The sequence below is a fragment of the Arthrobacter sp. NPDC058097 genome (genome assembly GCF_042884885.1).
GTDB lineage: Bacteria > Actinomycetota > Actinomycetes > Actinomycetales > Micrococcaceae > Arthrobacter.
Genome location: NZ_JBHVSZ010000004.1, coordinates 19,036 through 35,909 on the forward strand (window position 1 = coordinate 19,036; position 16,874 = coordinate 35,909).

Sequence of the window (16,874 nt, forward strand, 5' to 3'; positions counted from 1 at the left end):
GCAGGGGTGCTGCGGTCAGGAGACCTTGCTAAGGAACGCCGAGGCATGCGCCTCGAGGCCGTTGCCCGCCTCGACAGCTTCGGCGGCCGGCTGGGCGGCCGCGGCGGTTGCCGACGGCCTGCCGAAGGCCACGTCCCAGCGCCAGAGCAGGTTGCCGTCAACCAGCCCGAAGATCCGGGTGGCCGCACTGTATTCCTTGGAGTGGCTGCCGCGCATCACCATGTCGGTACTGAGCTGGATCTGCGGGCCCTTGATCTGCCCGTAGTACAGCTCAGAGATGCCGCCGGGGTGGCTGATGGAGACCGAGATGTCGAAGCCGCCATCCTTGTTGCGGAGGGCCTCCACCTCGTCGGCGCTTTTCAGCACGGGCACGATGTCCCCGGGAATCAGGCCGGGTCCGCTGTCGGCCTCCAGCTGCTTGCGCTCCAGGGCCCAAAAACCGGTCTCAACAGTGAGCGGCCGGAGCTTGGTGCCGTCCTCGTCGATCAGCCAGCTTTCCGCACGGTACTGCAAATACGGCAGACCATTGTGGGTGAAGGAGACATGCTGCAGGAAGTGCTCTGAACCTTCATCACCGGCACCGAGCCGGCCGCGGCCCTCCCACTCACCAATGAGCCAGGAGAGGGGAACCAGTTCGGGGGTCAGGTCCGTAGGAATTTCAATAGGCACAGCCGCTACCTCTCGAAACCGCTAAGCAGGGGTTTACCGCTGTCCTTTGAACAGACGGTAGACGACAAAACCGGCAAACCAGGCCATGGAAACACTGGCAACGCCGAGCAGGACAAGGAAGAAGATTTCAAATGCAAGTACGGACATGATGCCATCCTAACCCGTCAGGAGATGAGTAGTTTGTCTATGAAGTAGGCGAGCGAACCGACCGCCGCAATCGGCGCCAGACCCATGCCGAGGGCAGCCGGAAAGTTCAGCGGCGCGCCCCGGAGGGTGACCAGCCGGCGGAAGCTGACCAGGACTGCCCCCACCACCACGCCGAACACGGCGGCGGGCAGCACAGCGATGTCGGAGAACACCAGCCCGGCCAGCGGCCCGGCCAGTCCGGCCAGGGTGATGCCCAGGGGCGCAATGATCCGGTCGGGCCAGCGGATGAGGCCGGTCAGAAGTGCGACGGCGGCGCTGATGCCCGCCACCAGCACCATCTCCTTGACACCGTTGAACCTGGCGCCGCCGATCCAGCCGGAGCCCAGGCAGGACAGCAGGACCCCCACGCTGCAGCCGAGCGTCGACTCCAGGCGCTGCGCCTGGCCGGTGCCGCGCACCAGCTGGACAAGGAAGACGGCGGTGACACCCAGGGCGATGAAGCCGGGCGTCCAGTTGAGGTAGCCGGGGGCGGCGGCGAATGTGGCCGCAACGGCCGAGCCGGCGCCTGAGAGCCCGATCACGGCGGCGAGGGTTTTCTTGGCCGGGATATCCAGGTAGTGCGGCCAGCCGACACCGATCCCCAAAGCAAAAAGCACGGCCACCGCGAGGAGGACATCGGGGGTCCGGAAGACGCTGGCCACCAGCGTGGCAAGGCCCGCCAGGCCAATGATTCCGATGCTCCATGACTTGAGCGTCCGGCCGGCAGCGGCAGGAGCGCTCACCTCGGGGGCAGGCCGTGGCGTACTCATCTCGGACTCTGCACTCAAATCTGCTGCGACCTCATCCTGGCTGTGCCGTTGACGGGCAGGGCTCGGCCCCCTGACGGTTTCAATCCTGCCCTATGTGAACGCCATATGTCGTAAACAAGGCACGCGGGTGCGGCCCATCAGTGTCCGTCCGGGGGCCGTTGGGTATACTCAGACATCAGCTCAGTCGCCCGACGATGCGCGGACAGCCCCTTGGAGGAATAATGTCGCACATCCTGTTACTGACCAACAGCACCGGGTCATCGGTGGACATTTTGCCTGCCTTGGAACTCCTGAACCACCGGGTGCACATCCTGCCCGCGGAGCCCACCGCGCTGCTCGAGACGGACCCCTGCGACATCGTGCTTTTGGATGCGCGCAAAGACCTCGTGGGCGCCCGCTCCCTGACCCAGCTCCTGAAGGCCACCGGCCTCAGCGCACCGCTGGTGCTGATCCTCACCGAAGGCGGCATGGCGGCCGTCTCCTCCGCGTGGGCTGTCGATGACATCGTGCTCGACTCGGCAGGCCCTGCCGAAGTGGAGGCGCGGATCCGTCTCTGTGTAGCCCGGGCTGTACCGGAGCAGGAGGAGGCTCCCTCCGAAATCCGGGCCGCCGGCGTCGTAATTGACGAGGCAAGCTACACGGCGCGCGTCAACGGCGCGGCACTGAACCTGACCTTCAAGGAATTCGAACTCCTGAAGTACCTTGCACAGCACCCGGGCCGGGTCTTCACCCGGCAGCAGCTCCTCACGGAGGTCTGGGGCTACGACTACTATGGCGGCACCCGGACCGTGGACGTCCACGTCCGGCGGCTGCGCGCCAAGCTGGGCGCCGACCACGAGAACCTCATCAGCACGGTGCGCAACGTGGGCTACCGGCTCACCCTGATGCGCCAGCAGGAGGACGAACTCACCGAGGCGTAGGCCCGACGCCCGGGCACCCAGGCCCCCAACACGGGGCCCGGCGCGGCCACAAGAACCCACGGCAAAATGCAGAACGGCCCGGCTCACCAGAGCCGGGCCGTTCTGCATTTCTTACTGCTGAGTGGAGGACATACGGGTCGAACGTATCGAGGCCACCCCAGTGGTGGATCCCCCTCACAACCTGCGTGTTTGCCGGTTGAGGTAACGACTATACGGGGCGCACCGGCCTGTTCCAAATCGGGCGCCCCGGGCGGCGTCCGTATAGCCTTACAGCATGAGTCCAGCGCACCCGGAGAAATGGCCCGTCCTTGTCATCAAGGGCAGTGTGGATGACGAGCTGCTGCGGGACGTCCGTGCCCTGCTGGCCGCCGCCGAGGAATCGGACGGCAATCCCCCCATTTCCGAACAGACCCTCGTGAGCATGCGTGCCGCGGACACCGGCCCGCACACGCTGCTGACCCTGGCCCTCTACGCCCCCGACGAGCAGTCGGATCCCGCCACGGCACAGGACCTGGCCGGTTTCGCCGTCGTTGTCGAGGAGCCCGACGGGACAGGCGTGGTGGAAATCGCGGTGCACCCCAGCTACCGGAACCAGGGCGTGGGGGACCGGCTCGTGGGCACGCTCAAGTCCTCCCGCGGCCTGGACGGGCTCAAGGCCTGGTCGCACGGCAACCATGAGGCAGCGGCTGACCTGGCAGCCCGGTACGGCTACGGACCGGTCCGGGAACTGTGGAAGATGCGTCTCACCACTGCCGCCTCTGACCTGCCCGACGCCGGTCTTCCGGACGGGGTCTCGATCCGCGCCTTTGTGCCGGGCAAGGATGAGGAGGCCTGGCTCGTGGCCAACCGTCAGGCTTTCGCGCACCACCCGGAGCAGGGCTCCCTCACCAGGGCCGACCTGCAGGCCCGGATGGACGAGGCCTGGTTCGACCCCGCGGGCTTCCTGCTGGCCGAGGACCGGGACGGGCGGCTCCTCGGTTACCACTGGACCAAGGTGCATCCGCAGCACGGGACGCACCCGGCCATCGGCGAGGTCTACGTTGTCGGCGTTACGCCGGCCGCGCAGGGCATGGGCCTGGGCAAGGCGCTGACCATCGCCGGGATCCGGCACCTCCAGCAGCAGGGGCTGCACGCCGTCATGCTGTATACCGACGCGGACAACACCCCGGCCGTCTCGCTGTACCGGCGCCTGGGCTTCACGCGATGGGATATGGACGTCATGTACGGGCCGCTCGAGGGACGCTGATCACACCTCCTGCACGCGGGCCGCCGGCCTCGAAATCTTCGGGTCCCGGACTGGTTAATGCTTGTAAGGTTGAAACTAAACCCGCCAGTACCCAAGGAGAGCGCATGCAACCGGAATCCGCCGGAACAGCCACCACCGAAATCAAGGCGGCCCCTGTGCGCGCCCGGTTCGGCTCCTCCGAAGTGCCGGCGTCCCGCGCCACGCAGGACCGGATCGACATCCCCGAGTTCGCCGCCATCCTGGAACCTGAGGGTGAGATCAGCCCGGACCGGTTCCTGGACCGCGAACTGAGCTGGCTCGCGTTCAACGCCCGCGTCCTCGAACTTGCCGAAGACCCGGACCTGTACCTGCTGGAGCGCGTCAACTTCCTGTCGATCTTCGCCTCCAACCTCGACGAATTCTTCATGGTCCGCGTGGCCGGCCTGAAACGCCGCATCGCCACCGGGCTCGCCGTCCCCTCCCCCGCCGGGCTGAGCCCCGTCCAGGTCCTGGAACAGATCGGCGAGGCCGCCCACCGCCTGCAGCAGCGGCACGCCCAGGTCTACGCGGAGCAGATCCGGCCCGCGCTGGCCTACGAGCACATCCACCTCATGCACTGGGACGAGCTCGACGACGAGGCCCGGCACCGGCTCAGCGCCATGTTCGCGGAGAAGGTCTTCCCCATCCTCACCCCGCTGGCCGTGGACCCCGCCCACCCCTTCCCCTACATTTCTGGGCTTTCGCTGAACCTCGCCGTGGTGGTGCGGAATCCGGTCAGCGACAAGGAGCTCTTCGCCCGCGTCAAGGTGCCGGACCAGCTGCCCCGCCTGATTTCCATCGACGGCCCGCGCGCCGGCTCGGTGCCCGGCCGCGTGGCACGGTTCATCGCCCTCGAGGAAGTCATCGCCGTCCACCTGGACCAGCTCTTCGCCGGCATGGAGGTCCTGGAACACCACACCTTCCGCGTCACCCGCAACGAGGACGTCGAGGTGGAAGAGGACGACGCCGAGAACCTCCTGCAGGCGCTCGAGAAGGAACTGCTCCGCCGCCGGTTCGGCCCGCCCGTCCGGTTGGAGGTCACCAACGACATCAACCCGAACATCCGTGCACTGCTGATCCGCGAGCTCGGAGTGGACGAGTCAGAGGTCTACTCCGTCCCGGCCCCTCTCGACCTGCGCGGTTTGTCCGTGATCGCAGGCATCGACCGCGCGGACCTGCACTACCCCAAGCACGTGCCCCACACGTCCCGGTACCTGAACGAGTCCGAGACGTCCAAGGCCGCGAACGTGTTCGCCGCCATGCGCCGACGCGACATCCTGCTGCACCACCCGTACGATTCGTTCTCCACATCCGTCCAGGCATTCCTGGAACAGGCGGCGGCGGACCCCAAGGTGCAGGCCATCAAGCAGACCCTGTACCGCACCTCAGGTGACTCCCCCATCGTGGACGCCCTCATCGACGCCGCCGAGGCGGGCAAGCAGGTGCTGGCCCTCGTGGAGATCAAGGCCCGCTTCGACGAACAGGCCAACATCTCCTGGGCCCGCAAGCTGGAGCAGGCCGGCGTCCACGTGGTCTACGGCATCGTGGGCCTGAAGACCCACTGCAAGCTCTCCCTCGTGGTCCGCCAGGAGGTGGACGGCCTCCGCCGCTACTGCCACATCGGAACCGGCAACTACCACCCGCGGACGGCACGCTACTACGAGGACCTGGGTCTCCTGACCGCCAACGAGCAGGTGGGCGAGGATCTCACCAAGCTGTTCAACCAACTGTCCGGATACGCCCCAAAGTCGACCTTCAAGCGGCTCCTGGTGGCGCCGCGCTCCGTGCGCTCGGGCCTGATCGACAGGATCGAAACCGAGATCCGCAACGCCCGGGCAGGCATTCCCGCGCGGGTGCAGATCAAGGTCAACTCCATGGTGGATGAGGCCATCATCGATTCCCTGTACCGCGCTTCGCAGGCCGGCGTGAAGGTGGACGTCATTGTCCGCGGCATCTGCTCGCTGCGCCCCGGCATCCCCGGGCTCAGCGAGAACATCACGGTCCGCTCCATCCTGGGGCGGTTCCTGGAGCATTCGCGCGTGTTCGCCTTCAGCAACGGCGGCGACCCCGTGGTGTACATCGGTTCGGCGGACATGATGCACCGCAACCTGGACCGCAGGGTGGAGGCGCTGGTGCAGTTGTCCGGCGGCGAGGACACCGCCTACGTCCTGGACCTGCTGCGCCGGTACATGGACCCCGAGACGTCCAGCTGGCACTTGGACAGCGACGGCGTGTGGACCCGCCACCACATCGGCGAGGACGGCCGCAAGCTTGACGACGTCCAGTCCTGGCTCCTGGCATCACGCTCCCGCCAGCGCGCCGTCGCCCGGCGGTAGGAACCCGGCCTTTGAAGAGCAGCGACTCACCCATAGCGGATCAGACCGATCACCCGGGCGAGCCGGTAGCCGTCACGGCCGCCGGCGCCCTGCCTTGGCGCGTCAAGAAGGACCAGCTGGAAGTCCTCCTGATCCACCGGCCGCGGTACGACGACTGGTCCTGGCCCAAGGGCAAGCTTGACCCCGGCGAAACGGTGCCCGAGTGCGCCGTCCGTGAGGTCGAGGAGGAGATCGGACTTGTGGCGCCCCTCGGCATTCCGCTCCCGCCCATCCACTACCACGTCTCTGCCGGACTGAAGGTTGTGCACTACTGGGCCGTCGAGGTCACGGGCAACTCCCTTCGCCCCGACGGTAAAGAGGTGGACAGCGTCATGTGGTGCACCCCGGAACGCGCCGCCGAACTGCTGTCCAACCCCTCGGACCGGGCGCCGCTGGAGCACCTGGCAGCGGCGCATGCCCGCAGGGAACTGCAGACCTGGCCGCTCGTCGTCGTGCGCCATGCCAAGGCCAAGCCGCGATCCTCGTGGACCAAAGCGGAAGGCGAACGTCCCCTGGCCGCCACCGGCATCCGCCAGGCACAGGCCGTGCACCGGCTGCTGAAGGCGTGGAAACCGCTGCGCGTGGTCACCAGCCCGTGGCTGCGCTGTGTGGCCACCATCGCCCCCTACGCCAAGTCCTCGGACGCCAAGGTGAAACTGGTGGACGCCCTGACGGAGCACCGGCACGCCCGCAACCCGAAAAAGACAGCGGCCGCCGTCGACGCCCTGTTCGACAAGCAGCGCGCGGTGGTGCTGTGCACCCACCGGCCGGCCCTCCCCACGGTGCTGGGTCAGCTGGCCCGTTACATGACCCCGCGGCTCAAAGGACTGCTGCCGGCGGCGGACCCGTACCTCGCCCCGGGGGAAATGATCATCTGCCACGTGGCGCATGGCAGCAAGAGCAGGATCGTTTCCGTGGAGCAGTTCAAGCCCTTCGACGACTGAGCCCCCGCGGCCCCATCTTGACCATGCCATCTTTGTATCAAATACTTGGCACAAAGATGGCGCTGCGGATCAGGCGCTTTGGGGATCACTGGGGGATCTGTTGCCAATACAGTTTGAGCTGCCGCCCATGGCGCTGCTGGGACCGCTGCTGGCCGCAGTGGGCATATACGGACTATTGCGCTGGGTTGTCTGGGCGCCCAGCGGAGGCACCTCGCCCAAGTCAGTCTCGGACCATGCGCTCTGGGTCGGCGTCATCGGCTGGCTGGCCAGCACACTGCAGGGAGCAGCGAACGCCGGCATCATTCCCCTCAATCCACAGACGCCGTCGCTGCAGCAGCCTGCCGACATCCTGGAGGCGCTGGCCTGGCCGGTAGCCGGCTGCCTCGGCGTCCACGCGCTGGGCCAACTCAGCTACCCGGGACCCCGCCGTTCGCGGCGGCTGGCAACCCTGGCCGTCCGGCGGGTCAGGGACTTTCTCCCGCGGAAGCTCGCGTGGGCCACGCTCGGCATCTTCGCCGCCTCCGCCGCAAGCATCGCTTGGGCGGCCACGCAGCCGGCGTACCGTCCGCTGCCCTACACCTCCCCGCCCTACGGGGAAGCCGGCCCCCTCGTGGGCGGCGACGGACGGATTCCCGGCACCGAACTGACGGCCTGCCTTGCCGCCGCCCTCCTGCTGCTGGCGGCCGGAACCATCCTGGTGCTGTGGCTGATTTCCCGCCGCCGGCAGCTCGAAGCACTGGATGCAGGTGACAACGAAATTCTCCGCACGATCGCGATGAACCGTCTGCTGCGGACGGTCTCGACCGTCGCCGCCGGGCTTGCTTCCATTGCTGCCAACTATGCGGCCCGGCCCGATCCCGCGGTTACCACCGATTGGGCCGATCCCGGCGGGCTGCTGGCCGTGGTGGTGTTGTTCGTGATGTGGCTGTGGCAGCCGCCGCAGTTGGCCGGTGTCCGGCGCCGCGAGGCCCGAAGCGGGCGGACTCCGGCTTCGGGCCGGACAAACGCCCGGAACCTCCGCCGCGAGAAGCATCCAGCAGCGGTGCTCACTGTGTCCCTCGGCCCCCTCTTGGCGCTGGCAGCGGTGGCACCGGGGGTTGCCGCCCTCTTCTTTCTGGGCACGACCAATCCGGTCCGCGCCAGCGTGATCTCAGCCGTGATGGCTGTCTGCGTCCTGCTGGCCATCCTGGTTGGAGAACTGCTACTCGGACGGAACTACGGCGCTTCCTCGGCAGCCCGCGGCTGGCCGGTCCAGCCGGTGGCTCCCGCGCTCCTCACCGCTGCCATCGTTGCCACGGTGGTCCTGGCCGTAGTAACGGTGCTGACCGCCGTTGGAGAAGCAGCCCTTCCGCCCGGAACGGCTGAATCGCCGGCCTGGATTACGACGGCGGTGGCCACTGCCGCCGTCGCCGTCACGGCTGTTCCCGCTACCCTTGCCGTGCGCCGGCGCCGCGGCATCATCGCCCGGGATGGCGGACTGGATGCGGCGCTCCGCGCCGTCACGCTGAACAGGATCGTGCGGATTCTGGCCGCCTTCCTGCTGGCCCAGGGCGGCGGACTGCTGATATCGGGAAGCCGCTCATGGGGTGCGCTGCTCGGAACGCAGACCAGTCCGGCAGAGATGTGGGAAGGTGCCGCGGCCGCCACCGGGTACGTGCTGCTGGCAGCCGCCGTGGTGCTGTCCCTGATCCGCGTGACCGCTTTCGGCCCGAGGAGCGCACCGGCAGCCCGCCGCGCGCCGGTGGAACCTGCGCGATGACCGCGGGCATTTCGGTGGACCTCGGCTCCCCCATTCCCCCATACGAGCAGATCCGGCTGCAGATCAGCGCGCTGATCGCCGCTGGAGCCCTCACTGCCGGGACGCGGCTGCCGGCGGTCCGCAGCCTGGCGGCTGACCTGGGGCTTGCCGCCGGGACCGTTGCCCGCGCGTACAGGGAACTCGAACAGGCCGGGCTGATCGAAACCCGGCGCCGCAACGGCACCGTCGTCCTCGGGCCTCCGGCGCACGGTTCGCCGGACACCGGTGTGCGCGGCTCCGGAGGGGCCGGCGCCGGGACCGCCGGCTCCGGTGCGGCCGCAGCGGAACTCGGTGCCGCCGTCGAACGTCTTATCGACGCCGCGGCCAAGGCGGGACTGCCGGACGAGGAGCTTCTTGCGCTGCTCCGGGTCAGTCTCCAGCGCCGCCGCGGCCTGCCTTCAAACCCTTCGACGGCCTCCGACTAGACTGGACGGGTGAGCATCCCAACGCCCTATGAAGACCTTCTGCGCGACGTCATGGCCAACGGCACGCACAAATCAGACCGCACCGGCACCGGAACCAGCAGCGTTTTCGGTCGCCAGATACGCTTCGATCTGGGCGAAAGCTTCCCACTGATCACCACCAAGCGGGTGCACTTCAAGTCCGTGGCCGTCGAGCTGCTGTGGTTCCTCCGCGGCGACTCCAACGTGAAGTGGATGCAGGACCAGGGTGTGACCATCTGGAACGAGTGGGCAGATGCCGAGGGTGAACTCGGGCCGGTTTACGGCGTCCAGTGGCGGAGCTGGCCCACCCCGGACGGCGGCCACATCGACCAGATCGCCGAGCTCGTGGAGAGCCTGAAGTCGAACCCGGACTCGCGCCGGCACATTGTGTCGGCCTGGAACGTGAGTGAACTCAAGGACATGGCACTGCCGCCCTGCCACGCGTTCTTCCAGTTCTACGTCGCGGACGGCAAGCTCTCCTGCCAGCTGTACCAGCGCTCGGCGGACATGTTCCTCGGCGTGCCGTTCAACATCGCCTCCTACTCGCTGCTGACCTGCATGCTGGCGCAGCAGGTGGGACTCGAGCCCGGTGAATTCGTCTGGACTGGCGGGGACGTGCACATCTACGACAACCACATGGACCAGGTCCTGAAGCAGCTGGACCGGGAACCGTACGAGTACCCGCAGCTGAAGATCACGCGCAAGCCGGAGTCGATCTTCGACTACACCCTGGACGACTTCGAAGTGGTGGGCTACCGGCACCACCCCACGATCAAGGCGCCGATCGCCGTATGAGCACGGAGGGCACTATGGACGGGCAGGCTTTCAGCGAGGACATCGCGGCAGGGATGTCCGGGATCGGGCTCGTGTGGGCACAGACCCCCGCCGGCGTCATCGGCAAGGACGGCGACATGCCGTGGAACCTGCCCGAGGACCTGAAGCACTTCACCACGGTCACCACGGGCCATCCCGTCATCATGGGCCGCAAGACCTGGCTGTCCTTCCCGGCCAAGTACCGTCCGCTGCCCAACCGGACCAACATCGTCATCACCCGGCAGGAAAACTGGGGCAGCACGCCCGAGGCGGAGGGCGCCGTCGTCGTGAAATCCCTCGATGACGCCCTGCTCGAATCTCAGTTCGCCCCGGGCTGTGAGGCAGTCTGGATCCTCGGCGGCGGCGAGATTTTCAAGGAGTCCACGGGCCTGGCAAACGTCGCGGTGGTCACCACCATCGACGTCGACGCCGACGGCGACACGTACGCCCCGGAGCTCGGCGACGGCTGGGTGCCCGGCCCGTCCGTGCCCTCCGACGGCTGGCTCACGGGGGCAAACGGCACCCGCTACCGGTTCACCAAGTGGAACCGCTCGGAAGGTTAGAAGATGCTGCGTAAACCCGAAACCCTCTTTGTGCTCGGCTACATGCTGCTGCCGCTGCTGGCACTGCTGTCCGCGATTGTTGGCCTGACCATGATCCTGGGCGGCAACAAGATCGCCGGCATCATCGTGCTGGTGGTGGTGACGCAGGTGTTTGCCTTCGGCGCCTTCTTCGCCCTGCGCGCCCGCAGGAATGCCCTACTGGAGGAGCCCGACCGCCAGTAGCGTCCGGATGGGGAGGGCTGCCCATCGCGGCGCACCTGGGCCCGAACTAGAGTGATGGCTGGACTTAGCAGCAACCGTCTCCGTCCGGGGCGGTCCGGATTTGGGGGATGATGCAGCAGTGACAGGAAATTTGTGGGGCGCCGACGTCGCGCAGCTTCGCACACTCGCGCAGCAGTTCGGAAAGGTCTCCGACACCCTGCTGCAGACGTCATCGCAGCTGACCAACCAGATCAACAACAACCCTTCGTGGAAGGGCAACGACGCCACGCAGTTCCGCTCGGACTGGAACGGCAACCACCGGGCGCTCATCCAGCGGACAGCCCGCGCCCTCAAGGACGAGTCCCGGAAGCTGCTGGACAACGCCAACGAGCAGGAGAAGGCCAGCGACGCCGCCCCCGGCTCCGGCGGCGGACCCGTCACTCTGGGCGATCCGGGCTCTTCATTGCCGGGCGTACTGGGCGGTGTACTGCTCGGGGGCGTCGGTGCGCTCAAGGCGGGCATGACCCTGCACAAGTTCATCAAGGCCCCCTTCACCCTTGCCAAGCACCTCAGTCAGTACGGCTGGGTGCTGAAGAACCAGCGGGCGGACTTCATCAAGTCGTTCCTGCAGGGTAGCCACCGCATTGGCGGGCCCGGCTTCGCAGCGCACCGGCTGCTCGGGAACCCGGCCCTGGACGACCTGCTGAAAGGCTCGGCGTCCGCCCACCGAGGGCTCGGGTTTATCGACAAGGCCACCGACATTGCGTCGCTGAAGAACCTCAACAAGCACATTGGTGTGCTGTCCAAACTGGGACCCGTCCTGGAGGAGAAGCCCTGGCTCGGCGCCGGCACCAAGCTCGAGTGGCTGGGCAAGTCGGGCCTCGCGCGGGGTCTTGGCTGGGCCGGCGTCGGGTTCAGTGCCTACGACTCGGTGAAGAGCTTCTCCGACGGCGACATCAAGGGCGGGTTGGCCAGCGCGGGTAAAGGCCTCTTGGGTGTCGGGTGCTTCCTGCCGCCTCCTGCCGGGACTGTCTGCCAGGTCGCCAGCGTTGGCATTGCGGTGTACGAGAACTGGGACACCATCAGCAGCGTCGGCAAGGACATCGGCGAAGGAGTCGTCAACGCCGTCAAGGACCCCGGAAAGTTCGTGAGCGACACGAAGGATACGTTGGTTGATGCAGGCAAGTCCGTGGGCAAGTTCTTCGGATTCGGCGATTAGGAGACAAGCATGACTGATCAGGACCCGACCCAGCAGGAACCGCGCCTCGGCATCGACGTCATCGGCTTCGGCGTCGGCGAGTTCGCCTACCTGCTGAACGTTTTCGAGGGCCCTGCCCGTGACCGTTCAGTCAGCGTGTTCCGTGCTGAAGAGATGATCGACGACGTCACCCTGTCCACTGCCGGCGCCTCGTCGCTGCTGGCACGCGACCTGGCTGCAGTTGATGACGACGGCGATCTCGGCGTGAAGGGTGTGGCTGCCGCCGTGGCCACAGCGCTCGGCCAGGCGACCCGGTGGACCGAGATCTCGCTCCTGACCGGCGAATCAATGGACAACGTGGCACTGCTGGAAGCACCCGGTGTTTCCCTGATGCTCCAGCCCCGGCTCCTGGGCACCTGGTTCGTCTTCGCCCAGGATCCCGCCATTTCCTCGGCGGAGGCGACGCTCCGGGTGGTACGCCAGCACGTCGAACAGAACCAGGGCGGATCCGCGTACCTCGTTTTCAAGACCCTGGCGTCCGAACAGCATCTGCTGATCCGCCGCGAGGCGGCCTCCTGGACCACCGGCGTTCCCGACTTCGACAAGGACGAGGTGGCAGAAACGGCAGGCCTGGATGATGCCGGGCTGCTGGCAGCGATTGAGGATGCCCGTGGCGAGGCGTAGCGAGGGTGTCCCGCAGGAGCCGGGCTACGTTCCGCCACAGACCCCCGACAACAGGCTGATCTACCGGCGCGCCGAGAACGGGGAGACGGTGGGCTACACGCCGGACGAATATGGCGTGCGCAAAGACGACGGCCACGGCCTCGTGAAACCCGTCAACAGCTCCGCCGGGTTGCTCTTCCTGGCGGTTCTTGCCTCGCTGTTCACGGGCGGAATCGTCTACGGCATTGTCCGAATCGCACTCGACGGCACCTGGGGCATCCTGGGCGAGGTCTGGTGGGTGGTGCCTGTCGGGATCTTCGTTCCCCTGGCGGCGTGGTCCGCGTATGCCAAGGAGCGCCGGGCCGAGAAGCTGCGCAAAGCCCGCAACCTTCCGCGGCCCGTCGACTGAGGTCATTGCGTCGAGCGCGCCAAGGCCCGTGACGTAACCGACTGCGGCCTGCCAAATCCAAAGATAAACTGGCTAAATGACTACAGCAGCTACTCCGTCCGTTGGACTGGTCGGTTGGCGCGGCATGGTCGGCTCCGTCCTGATGCAGCGCATGCAGGACGAGGGCGACTTCGCCAGCATCAACCCGGTATTTTTCTCCACCTCAAACGCGGGAGGCGCCGCCCCGTCCTTCGCTGATGGGGCCGGTAAGCTCGAGGACGCGTTCGACGTCGAGACCCTGGCGAAGCTGCCGATTATTGTCACCGCCCAGGGCGGGGACTACACCAAGCAGGTCCACGGCGAGCTCCGCAGCCGTGGCTGGGACGGCCTCTGGATCGATGCCGCGTCCACCCTGCGCATGAACGACGACTCGATCATCGTGCTTGACCCGATTAACCGCGACGTCATCGACAAGGGCCTCGCCAACGGCGTCAAGGACTTCATCGGCGGCAACTGCACCGTCTCCTGCATGCTCATGGGCCTTGGCGGCCTCTTCAAGAACGGCCTCGTCGAGTGGGGCACGTCCATGACCTACCAGGCCGCCTCCGGCGGCGGAGCGCGGCACATGCGCGAGCTGCTCAGCCAGTTCGGCACGCTCAACGCCGAGGTCAGCACGGAACTGAACGATCCGGCGTCGGCCATTCTGGACATCGACCGCAAGGTGCTGGCCCACCAGCGCAACGGCGTCGACGCCACCCAGTTCGGTGTGCCGCTGGCCGGCTCCCTCATCCCCTGGATCGATGCCGACCTCGGCAACGGCCAGTCCAAGGAAGAGTGGAAGGCCGGCGTCGAGACCAACAAGATCCTGGGCACCTCGGATGAGAACCACGTGATCATGGATGGCCTCTGTGTGCGGATCGGGGCCATGCGCTCCCACTCGCAGGCGCTCACCCTGAAGCTGCGCGAGGACCTCTCCGTTGCCGAGATCGAGAAGCTGCTCGACGAGGACAACGAGTGGGCCAAGGTGGTGCCCAACTCCAAGGAAGCCTCAATGGCCGGCCTGACCCCCGTGGCCGCCTCTGGCACGCTGACCATTCCGGTGGGACGTATCCGCAAGCTCGAGATGGGTCCGCAGTACATCAGCGCCTTCACCGTCGGCGACCAGCTCCTCTGGGGTGCTGCGGAGCCGCTGCGCCGCATGCTCAACATCGCCACCGGCACGCTGTAGCCAGGCTCCGCTTACTCAACCGGCCCTGCCCCGCACGACCGGCCCTGCCCCGCACGACCGGCCCCGCCCGCTGTTCCAAGGGCCGGGGCCGATCACGCGGAGCGGGGCCGGTTCTGTATCCGCGCCCCCGCGGTCGCATTCAGGACGCGCCGCTTGAGATGCGGGTGCTTGCTCCGGTCCGGAGCGTCCTAGGATGGGCTCATGGCAGCGGCGATGAAGACCCGGGTTTCGTCCAGGGTGATGGGCCGGCTTCGTCTGGTGTCGCAGGGGCTTCTGGGGTCCGGGTTCGACGGCGTGCCGGCGGCCGTCCGTGGGATGACCGCTATGCAGGCGCAGGACCTCCAGTCGGCGCTGTGGGCTGTGGGTGTCCGGGTGCCCGGCGCGGGACTGAGCGATGTCCGCAGGGCTCTGGATGACGGTGCGGTCGTCCGGTCGTGGCCCATGCGGGGGACACTGCACCTGCTGGCGCCCGGGGACCTGCACTGGATCCTGAACATCACCACGGCCCGCATGATCCAGGGCACGGCCGGGCGGCACCGGCAGCTGGAAATCACCAGCGAGGACGTGGAGAAATGCCGCGAAATAGCCCTTGGCGTGGTTGACGGCGGACGTGCAGCCAGCCGGGAGGAGCTGTTCGCGGCCCTCGAAACTGCCGGGCAGGCCACCAAGGCCCAGCGCGGGACCCACCTGCTGTGGATGCTGTGCCAGAGTGCCTCGCTGGTGCCCGGGCCGCTGGACGGCAACCAGCAGAAGTTCGTTGCGTTCGACCGTTGGATCACGTCGTCACGCGATCTGGGCCGGGAGGAGGGGATCGCGGAGCTGCTGCTGCGGTACCTGCGCGGGCACGGACCCGCCACGCTGCGCGACTTCGCCTGGTGGTCCAGCATTCCCCTGACCGAAGTCCGGCGGGCGCTGCCGGAGGTGAGCGGCCAGTTGGTCGAGTTGGAGCACGACGGGACCCAGTACTGGCTGTCGCCGGAGGCCGCCGCATTGCTGGACGACGGGGTGCCCGGGCAGCGCACGGTCCTTGCGCTGCCGGGGTTCGACGAGTTCGTCCTCGGCTACACGGACCGGAGCATCACGCTGCCGCCCGAACACGCGCAGAAGATCGTGCCCGGCGGCAACGGTGTGTTCAAGAAGGCCATCGTGGCCGGCGGCGAGGTGACCGGCACCTGGGCGAGGCAGGGGAACGGGCGGGCGGCCGCCGTCGTACCCGTTCCCTTCGACGACACGAAGCCCCTGGGCCCGGCGGCCCTCGCCGGTTTCCGGCGCGCCGCCGAGCGGTACGAGCGGTTCCTGGCGTCCTGACGGGTGCGGGCCGGCGCTACCACGCCCAAGACCGGCCAGACACTCGCTAGAGCGTAATGCCGATCAGGAGCGGTTCGGGGTGCAGTTCAATGCCAAAACGCCCGACGACGCCGGCACGCACCTCCCGCGCGATCGCCACCATGTCGGCGGCGCGGGCCGAGCCGCGGTTGGTGATGGCCAGGGTGTGCTTGGTGGACAGCGAGGCCCGGCCGCCGGAGACGCTCCCCTCCTCCAGCCCGAAGCCCTTGCCGAAGCCGGCGTGGTCGATCAGCCAGGCCGCGGACAGCTTGATCAGCCCGTTGGAGCCGCCCGGGTACCGGGGCGCGGACTCCGGAAGCCCGGCCGCCACCCCAGAGGGGACGATGGGGTTGGTGAAGAACGAACCCGTGGAGTAGGTGTCGCGGTCGGCCGGATCCAGCACCATGCCCTTGGAGGCACGCAGCCGCAGGACCTCGCGGCGAACGTCGTTGGAGTAGGCTCGCTGGCCCTGTTCAACGCCCAGGACCCGCGCCAGCTCGGCATAGCGGATGGGTGCGCTCATGCGGCCCAGCGGCAGCTGGAACTCGACGGTCAGCACAACATAGCGCGGGGACCCGTTGACTGTGGTCTGCTTGAGGATCGAATCCCGGTACCCGAACTTCAGCTCCGAGTTGGTGAAGGTCTGCACGGCGTTGCGCTCCCGGTCCCAGGTGCGGACGGCGGCGATGGTCTGCGAGACATCTGCACCGTAGGCGCCGACGTTCTGCACGGGCGTGGCTCCGGTGGCGCCGGGGATCCCTGACAGCGCCTCGATGCCGGACCATGCGTGCAGCACGGCGTGCTCCACCAGCGCGTCCCAGTTGTGGCCCGCCTGCACCACCACGGATACGCCGCCGCAGGAGTCTTCCGCGTTGACGGTGAACCCCGCGGAGGCGATCTTCAGGACGGTTCCGGGGAACCCGTCGTCGGAAATCAGCAGGTTGGAGCCGCCGCCGATGATCAGCAGCTGCTCATCCGCGGCGTCCGCGGCACGCACCGCCTCGATGATCTCGGCCTCGGTGCGGGCCTCGACGTATTTGCCGGCGGGACCGCCGACGGCGGCCGTGGTCAGTTCGGAAAGCATTGGGGAGGTCACCAGTCCAGCCTATCGGGAACAGAAGGAGG

The 16,874-nt window shown here is 67.4% G+C and carries 17 protein-coding genes; 14 read left to right on the forward strand and 3 right to left on the reverse strand.

Going from position 1 to position 16,874, the window contains the following annotated elements; translation table 11 throughout:
* Positions 1-15: 15 nt before the first annotated feature.
* Together ACFVTE_RS08340 and ACFVTE_RS08345 are read right to left on the reverse strand one after the other, a co-directional pair.
* Complete coding sequence (locus ACFVTE_RS08340; RefSeq protein WP_387099059.1) at positions 16-669, reverse strand: FABP family protein; 654 nt, start codon at positions 667-669, stop codon at positions 16-18.
* A 164-nt stretch (positions 670-833) separates the two neighbouring features.
* Positions 834-1,625: a permease gene (locus tag ACFVTE_RS08345; protein WP_387099061.1), complete on the reverse strand. Its 792-nt coding sequence runs from the start codon at positions 1,623-1,625 to the stop codon at positions 834-836.
* Between the two features lie 221 nt (positions 1,626-1,846).
* On the opposite strand from ACFVTE_RS08345, the gene ACFVTE_RS08350 reads away from it, so the two are divergent.
* From ACFVTE_RS08350 to ACFVTE_RS08415, 14 genes are all read left to right on the forward strand, one after another.
* Positions 1,847-2,545 carry a response regulator transcription factor gene (locus ACFVTE_RS08350; RefSeq protein WP_354257717.1) on the forward strand — a complete coding sequence of 233 codons (699 nt, stop codon included), beginning with the start codon at positions 1,847-1,849 and terminating at the stop codon, positions 2,543-2,545.
* A 274-nt stretch (positions 2,546-2,819) separates the two neighbouring features.
* The gene (mshD, locus tag ACFVTE_RS08355; protein ID WP_387099063.1) at positions 2,820-3,791 is read left to right on the forward strand and encodes a mycothiol synthase; all 972 of its coding nucleotides are present in this window, start codon (positions 2,820-2,822) and stop codon (positions 3,789-3,791) included.
* Positions 3,792-3,895: 104 nt separating this feature from the next.
* Entirely contained in the window at positions 3,896-6,145 is a 2,250-nt protein-coding gene (locus ACFVTE_RS08360; protein WP_387099065.1) for an RNA degradosome polyphosphate kinase, read from the forward strand.
* Positions 6,146-6,156: 11 nt separating this feature from the next.
* Entirely contained in the window at positions 6,157-7,128 is a 972-nt protein-coding gene (locus ACFVTE_RS08365; RefSeq protein ID WP_387099067.1) for an NUDIX domain-containing protein, read from the forward strand.
* Positions 7,129-7,228: 100 nt separating this feature from the next.
* Positions 7,229-8,887, forward strand: coding sequence for a hypothetical protein (locus ACFVTE_RS08370; RefSeq protein WP_387099069.1), 1,659 nt, complete (start codon positions 7,229-7,231; stop codon positions 8,885-8,887).
* Positions 8,884-9,351 (forward strand): GntR family transcriptional regulator, encoded by a 468-nt coding sequence (locus ACFVTE_RS08375; RefSeq protein ID WP_387099071.1) that lies wholly within the window; start codon positions 8,884-8,886, stop codon positions 9,349-9,351. The genes ACFVTE_RS08370 and ACFVTE_RS08375 overlap by 4 nt, the downstream gene beginning before the upstream one ends.
* A gap of 9 nt (positions 9,352-9,360) precedes the next feature.
* The gene (locus ACFVTE_RS08380) at positions 9,361-10,164 is read left to right on the forward strand and encodes a thymidylate synthase (RefSeq protein ID WP_387099073.1); all 804 of its coding nucleotides are present in this window, start codon (positions 9,361-9,363) and stop codon (positions 10,162-10,164) included.
* Positions 10,161-10,745, forward strand: coding sequence for a dihydrofolate reductase (locus ACFVTE_RS08385; RefSeq protein WP_387099075.1), 585 nt, complete (start codon positions 10,161-10,163; stop codon positions 10,743-10,745). The genes ACFVTE_RS08380 and ACFVTE_RS08385 overlap by 4 nt, the downstream gene beginning before the upstream one ends.
* A 3-nt stretch (positions 10,746-10,748) precedes the next feature.
* Positions 10,749-10,967, forward strand: coding sequence for an NF038396 family protein (locus ACFVTE_RS08390; RefSeq protein ID WP_387099077.1), 219 nt, complete (start codon positions 10,749-10,751; stop codon positions 10,965-10,967).
* Between the two features lie 118 nt (positions 10,968-11,085).
* Positions 11,086-12,165: a WXG100 family type VII secretion target gene (locus ACFVTE_RS08395; protein WP_387099079.1), complete on the forward strand. Its 1,080-nt coding sequence runs from the start codon at positions 11,086-11,088 to the stop codon at positions 12,163-12,165.
* Between the two features lie 9 nt (positions 12,166-12,174).
* A complete protein-coding gene (locus ACFVTE_RS08400; protein WP_387099081.1) occupies positions 12,175-12,828 on the forward strand; it encodes a hypothetical protein in 654 nt (217 codons plus the stop codon).
* Positions 12,815-13,216 carry a hypothetical protein gene (locus ACFVTE_RS08405; RefSeq protein ID WP_387099083.1) on the forward strand — a complete coding sequence of 134 codons (402 nt, stop codon included), beginning with the start codon at positions 12,815-12,817 and terminating at the stop codon, positions 13,214-13,216. Before ACFVTE_RS08400 ends, ACFVTE_RS08405 begins: the two co-directional genes overlap by 14 nt.
* Before the next feature lie 76 nt (positions 13,217-13,292).
* Positions 13,293-14,423 carry an aspartate-semialdehyde dehydrogenase gene (gene asd, locus ACFVTE_RS08410; protein WP_387099085.1) on the forward strand — a complete coding sequence of 377 codons (1,131 nt, stop codon included), beginning with the start codon at positions 13,293-13,295 and terminating at the stop codon, positions 14,421-14,423.
* A 201-nt stretch (positions 14,424-14,624) separates the two neighbouring features.
* Complete coding sequence (locus tag ACFVTE_RS08415) at positions 14,625-15,731, forward strand: winged helix DNA-binding domain-containing protein (protein WP_387099087.1); 1,107 nt, start codon at positions 14,625-14,627, stop codon at positions 15,729-15,731.
* Positions 15,732-15,777: 46 nt separating this feature from the next.
* Here the strand turns inward: ACFVTE_RS08415 and ACFVTE_RS08420 are convergent, their stop codons facing one another.
* Positions 15,778-16,845: a UDP-N-acetylmuramate dehydrogenase gene (locus ACFVTE_RS08420; RefSeq protein WP_387099089.1), complete on the reverse strand. Its 1,068-nt coding sequence runs from the start codon at positions 16,843-16,845 to the stop codon at positions 15,778-15,780.
* Positions 16,846-16,874: the final 29 nt, after the last annotated feature.